We start from the raw sequence: 3,821 nt of genomic DNA, 5'->3' as shown, positions 1-3,821 counted from the left end.
ATCATGCCGAGCAGGTCGAGGCCGCGCTCGGCCAGCAGTGCCACCGGCTGGTCGATGCCGACGCCGGCGGCGCGCAGGGCGTGGCCGAGACGGTTGGCCCGGCGGTTCAGCTCGGCGTAGCTCCAGCGCTGCTCCAGGCAACTGGCGGCGATGCGCTGCGGATGGGCCGCCACCTGCGCCTCGAACAGCCGCACGTAACCTTGCTCCAGCGGGTAGTCGCGGGCGCTGCGGTTGCAGCCGTCGAGGAGGAAGTCGCGCTCGTCCTCGCCGAGCAGCGGCAAGGCCTCCAGTTCGCCATGGAAACCGTCGGCCAGGGCCAGCAGCAGGCGCTTGAACTCGCCGAGCAGGCGCTCGACGGTCGGCGCCTCGAAGTAGCGCTGGTCGTAGGACAGGTGCAGGCCGAGGTCATCGCCCGGATAGCAGACCACGGTCAACGGGAAGTTGGTGTGGGTACGCCCGGAGTCGGAACTGGCGTTCAGGCTCTGCGCGCGGTCCAGCACCGAGACTTCCACCGGAGCGTTCTCGAACACGAACAGACTGTCGAACAGCGGCTGGCCCTTGGGCAGCTCGCTGCTTTCCTGGATGGCCACCAGGGGCAGGTGCTCGTGCTCGCGCAACTCCAGGTTGCGCTCGAACAGCCGGTTCAGCCATTCGCGCACCGTGCAGCGCTGGCCGGCGGCCGGCATCTGCACGCGCAATGGGATGCTGTTGATGAACAGGCCGACGGTGCGCTGCATTTCCGGCATGCCCACCGGACGCCCGGCCACGGTGACGCCGAAGAGCACGTCGCGCTCGCCGCTGAAGCGGCGCAGGGTCAGCGCCCAGGCGGCCTGGGCGAAGGTGTTGACGGTGAGCTGGTAGCGCTGCGCCAGTTCGCGCAGGCGCGCGCCGTCGGCGGCGTCCAGACGCGTGTAGCGGTCGCCGACGATCATCCCGCCGCTCTCGCCGGCGTGCTCGCGGAGGAACGGGCGGTCGCTGGGCACCAGGGTCGGCCGCTCGAAACCGCGCAGGCTCTCGCTCCACCAGCGGCGCGATTGCTCCAGGTCCTGGCGTTGCAGCCAGGCGATGTAGTCGCGGTAGCGCGGCGGCGTCGGCAGGTTCGCCGGGCGGCTTTCGCCGAGAGCACTGTAGATCTCGAAGAAGTCGTTCATCAGCAGGCCACGGCACCAGGCATCGATGAGGATGTGGTGGTTGCTCATCATGAACCAGTAGCGCGCCTCGCCCAGGCGGATCAGGCGCAGGTGGAACGGCGGCTGTTCGAGCAGATCGAAGCCGGCCTCGCGCTCGCGCTTGTGCAGCGCTTGCAGGCGCTCCTCGTGGCCGTCCTCCGGCAGCTCGCTCCAGTCGAGGAACTCGATGCGGGTGCGACCGGGCTTGTGGATCACCTGCAGCATCGTTTCGCCGGCATTCCAGACGAACGACGCGCGCAGCGCCTCGTGGCGGGCCACCACCGCCTGCCAGGCGGCGGCGAAGCGCTCGGGATCGAGCGGGCTGTCGATCCGGTAGCGGTCCTGCATGTAGTAGATGCCGGTGCCCGGTTCCAGCAGGGTGTGTAACAGCAACCCTTCCTGCATCGGGGTCAGCGGGTAGACGTCCTCGATCTCGCCGGCCGGCACCGCCAGGGCGTCCAGTTGCGCCTGGCTCAGTTGCGCCAGCGGGAAGTCGGACGGGGTCAGGCCGCCGGCGCCGTCTTCCAGGCAATGCTCGATCAGCGCCTGCAGTTCGGCGAGATAGGCCTGCGCCAGCTCGTTCACCGTCTGCGCGTCGTAGCGCTCGCGGCTGTAGGTCCAGCGCAGCACCAGCTCACCGCCGTAGACCTGGCCATCGACGCTCAGCTCGTTGGGCAACGGCGCCTGCTCGTCGTGGATCGGCCCGGTGGGCTGGTCCAGCGGCTGGAACAGGGCGTCGGCGAAGCTCTGGTCGAACTGTCCGAGGTAGTTGAAGGTGATCGGCGCCGTCGGCAGCGCGGCCATCGCCTGGCGCACCGCCGGATCGGCGAGGTAGCGCAGCACGCCGTAGCCGAGGCCTTTGTGCGGCACCGCGCGGAGCTGTTCCTTGATCGCCTTGATCGACTCGCCCGGGCTCTGCGCCGGGGTCAGGCGCAACGGGTAGGCGCTGGTGAACCAGCCGACGCTGCGGGTCAGGTCGATATCGTCGAACAGCGCCTCGCGGCCATGCCCTTCCAACTGCACCAGCGTCGACGGCTGCCCGCTCCAGCGGCAGAGCACGCGAGCGAGGGCGGTCAGCAGCAGGTCGTTGACCTGGGTGCGGTAGGCCGCCGGCGCCTGTTGCAGCAATTGCCGGGTACGTTGCGGGTCGAGCCGCAGGCTGACACTTTCCGCCAGCGCCTCGCGGTTGTCGCCCTGCGGGCGGTCGCATGGCCACTCGGCCGACTGCCCGCCCAGCCGGGCTTGCCACCAGCCCAGCTCCTCGCGCAGCGATTCGCTGCCGGCGTAGGCCTGCAGGCGTCCGGCCCAGTCGCGGAAGGCGCTGGTCTTGGCCGGCAACGCCGGTTCGGCGCCCTCGTCGAGCTGACGGTAGACCTGTTGCAGATCCTCCAGCAGCACCCGCCAGGACACCCCGTCCACCACCAGGTGGTGGATCGCCAGCAGCAGGCGTTGCTCGCCGGCCGGGCCGTCCACCAGCACCGCGCGCAGCAGCGGCCCCTGTTCGAGGTCGAGGCTGCGCTGGGCCTTGGCGAACAGCTCGGCGCATTCGTCGAAGGATTGCACCGGAACGTGCCAGAGCAGTTCCTGTTCGCGCAGCGGACGATGCTGCGCCAGCCATTCGCCGTCGACCTGGCGGAACGCCAGGCGCAGGGCATCATGCTGTTCGACCAGGCGTTGCAGGGACTTGCGCAGCAGGCCGAGGTCAATGGCCTGCCGCGGCTGCAACAGCAGCGACTGGTTCCAGTGTTCGCGGCGCGCCAGCGGCAGGTCGAAGAACCAGTGCTGGATCGGCGTCAGCGCGCTGTCGCCCTGCACCGGCCCCTGCTCGGCCTGGCTGGCCTGGCTGTGCCGGGCCACCGCGGCGAGGCTCTGCACGGTCTGGTGCTGGAACAGGTCGCGGGGGCTGAAGTGGATGCCGAGCTGGCGGGCGCGGCTGACCACCTGGATCGACAGGATCGAATCGCCGCCCAGTTCGAAGAAGTTGTCGCCGAGACCTACCCGCTCGACGTTCAGCACCTCGCGCCAGACCCCGGCCAGTTGCTGCTCCAGCACGCTGCGCGGGGCCTCGTAGGCCTGCCGGTTGAGCGCCGGGTCGGGCGCCGGCAGCGCGCGGCGGTCGAGCTTGCCGTTGGCGGTCAGCGGCAGGCTGGCGAGCAACAGCAGGTGGGCCGGCACCATGTAGTCCGGCAATTGCTGCTTGAGGTGCGTTTTCAGCGCCTCGCGCAGCGCCGCCTGGGCGTCCTCGTCCTGCTCGGCCACCGCGCTGGCGACATAACCGGCCAACTGCTTGCCGCTCGGGCTGTCGAGCGCCAGGACCAGCGCTTCGCGAACCTGCGGATGCTCCAGCAGGCGCGCCTCGATCTCGCCCAGTTCGATGCGGAAGCCACGGATCTTCACCTGGTGGTCGATGCGGCCGACATATTCCACCTGGCCGTTGTCGCACAGGCGCACCAGGTCGCCGGTGCGGTACAGGCGGCCGCCCTCGGCAGCGAAGGGATCGGGCACGAAGCGCTCGGCGCTGAGCGCCGGACGCTCATGGTAGCCGCGCGCCAGGCCGGCGCCGCCGACGTAGAGTTCGCCGGTCGCGCCCTGCGGCACCAGGGCCAGGTCGGCATCCAGGATGTAGGCGCCCCGCGCGCCGACCACGCTGCC

Annotated in this window: 1 pseudogene; it reads right to left on the bottom strand. The window is 70.1% G+C overall.

Going from position 1 to position 3,821, the window contains the following annotated elements:
* Positions 1 to 3,821: pseudogene (pvdL, locus tag FFS27_RS30110) on the bottom strand (pyoverdine non-ribosomal peptide synthetase/polyketide synthase PvdL); the annotation flags it as partial.

Origin of the sequence: Pseudomonas sp. 2VD, assembly GCF_005503585.1 — a bacterium.
GTDB lineage: Bacteria > Pseudomonadota > Gammaproteobacteria > Pseudomonadales > Pseudomonadaceae > Pseudomonas > Pseudomonas aeruginosa.
The sequence above is the reverse complement of the archived record's forward strand: the minus strand, read 5'-3'. Positions and strand labels throughout refer to the sequence as shown.